General features: G+C 38.1%; 3 protein-coding genes. All 3 read left to right on the forward strand.

Annotated elements, in window-relative coordinates; genetic code table 11:
- The first annotated feature begins 140 nt into the window (after nucleotides 1–140).
- The 3 genes from FT643_RS22920 (at nucleotide 141) to FT643_RS22930 (ending at nucleotide 2,077) form a co-directional block, all read left to right on the forward strand.
- Nucleotides 141–929 (forward strand): hypothetical protein, encoded by a 789-nt coding sequence (locus tag FT643_RS22920; RefSeq protein ID WP_198043833.1) that lies wholly within the window; start codon nucleotides 141–143, stop codon nucleotides 927–929.
- A gap of 143 nt (nucleotides 930–1,072) precedes the next feature.
- On the forward strand, nucleotides 1,073–1,426 hold the full coding sequence (locus tag FT643_RS22925) for a hypothetical protein (protein WP_156873723.1): 354 nt from the start codon (nucleotides 1,073–1,075) through the stop codon (nucleotides 1,424–1,426).
- A 186-nt stretch (nucleotides 1,427–1,612) separates the two neighbouring features.
- A complete protein-coding gene (locus FT643_RS22930) occupies nucleotides 1,613–2,077 on the forward strand; it encodes a GNAT family N-acetyltransferase (RefSeq protein ID WP_156873724.1) in 465 nt (154 codons plus the stop codon).
- The last annotated feature ends 116 nt before the right edge of the window (nucleotides 2,078–2,193 follow it).

Raw genomic sequence — 2,193 nt, forward strand, 5'->3', positions numbered from 1 at the left:
AGGCAACAAATAACCAGGGCAAGCACGGGACGCAGTTTCGTTCCGCATTTTTTGTGGTATCGCTGCGCTCTTTTTACCACAAAAAATGCTCCACTACACTGCGCCCATGTTGCCGGCGTTATAAGGCATAGGAGAGTTAAGTGTCTTCGAAATTTGATGTGATTAAAAATGAACTTGAGGCTTTAATTAAGAAGGGAAATCATCTTTATTTGGCGATGATTGAAGATGTATCGGAATTGCCTGATAAGATCAAAAAGCAATTAAAAGAAAGCAAAACCGAGTTGCCTAATTTTCATATTGAATATGATACTTGGTATTCAGAATCACTTGTGTTGATAAAGCAACTTCTGCCAGATCGATTAGATGATTTCAAACGCCAATATAAAGACGAGAAACGAAAAGATATATCGTTTCTTACCTATGGTATTTCGGATTATCTATACGGTTTAAGAACCACTAAAGGGTATCAAGAGGAAGTTGTAGCTGATAAATCTGCCGCTGTTGTCAAAATGCAAGTTCAAAATTCAATTTTAGCTGCTATTGAGACGCGATTGGAGAGCTCTCTATTTGATATTAAAGAAATATTACAGGCCGATATATTTGATTCTGAGTTAGAAGCGGCTAGAGAGTTAGCTAAAAAAGGGTTCAATCGAGGTGGAGGTGCGATTGCAGGAGTTGTATTGGAAAAACATCTGGGACATGTCTGTGAAATACATGGTTTGAAGTCCAGAAAAAAACATCCATCTATTGGCGATTTTTATCAGATCCTTAAAGAAAATGATATTATAGATACTCCAAAGTGGCGTTTTATTCAACATTTAGGTGATCTGAGAAATTTGTGTGATCATGGTAAAGATCGCGAACCAACAAAAGATGATGTACTTGAGCTAGTCGAAGGCGTGGAAAAAGTAATTAAAACGGTATTTTGAAAATGCCTTATAACAAATCAATGCACGCGGACCCACCTCCGTTCCGTCAAATTTGTGTGTTCGCTGCGCTCACTATAACACAAATTTGTCTCCACTTCGGTGGGCCGGTGATTGAGGCGTTATGAAAATATCTAGCAAATACCATGAATAAACAAGATTTCGCAACTTTGAAAGTATATGAATATGTAGATGAATTGTTTACACGTATATCTGATTTGGTTAGGCCGGATATTGAAGAATTGATGAACAATTCATCTCATGGCTTGAGTCGGGTTGAATTAACCGCGTTACTTCACGACTTATTTCAAAGTCAAAAATTAGTGGCAATAACAGAAAAACGAGGCCTATTTACTCCTAGTTTAGAGGAAATAACTTCCGCTTTTGATGAGAAAAACGATATTAGATTTCGAGGCGAGCATACCTATTATGGTTTAACGTCCGCAGCCACGGATCAGTATCGAGGACTTAAGCAGATGCTAACAGATGCCTATAATTAATCAGAGAGTGCAAAAAGTTCATAACCAAAGCAAGCACGGGACGCAGTTACGCTCCACCATTTTGCGGTTCACTGCGTTCACTTTACCGCAAAATGGTTCCACTGCACTGCGCCCATGTTGCTGGCGTTATGCGAAATCACATTTTGTACTGTGCGTTTAGGTTTGGATTAATTTAGCGAAACGTCAATGATAGTTGAAGCAAGAGTTGAGCATGCACAGATCGTTTGTGAAGTTATAAGAGACTCAATAACACGACTGTGCGTAAAAGATCACCAAAACAACCAATGTATATTAGATGCGTGGTTAAGTAATAAGACACCTGAAAATTGCGAGACTTGGATAAAAAGCCAGGCATCAAAATCGTTCGTAGTAATTGAAGATGAAACTCCGATTGGTATATCAATAATTGGGAACAATGGATATATCTATTTATGTTATATGCATCCAGAAAAAGTAGGATTGGGTTTTGGTAAACAGTTGATTCTGGCTTGTGAAAACCACGCGACGCTTTTGGGGCTTGAAAGATTAAAAGTTGATAGTTCTCTTACTGCAAAAAAATTCTATGAAGCTCAAGGATTTGTTCGTAGTGGAGATCCATTTGTAGAGGATAATTTGCGTAGTTATCCATTGTGCAAGCAGTTAAATTCATAACAAGTGACTGTGGTGTCAATAGTCCCAAATTATATTCAATGTGCCCATAACTCATTCCGTTTTACCATGGTGTTTAATATGATGATGAACTTTCTCATTACTGCAGTTAAGGCTAC

This window comes from Ketobacter sp. MCCC 1A13808 (genome assembly GCF_009746715.1).
GTDB lineage: Bacteria > Pseudomonadota > Gammaproteobacteria > Pseudomonadales > Ketobacteraceae > Ketobacter.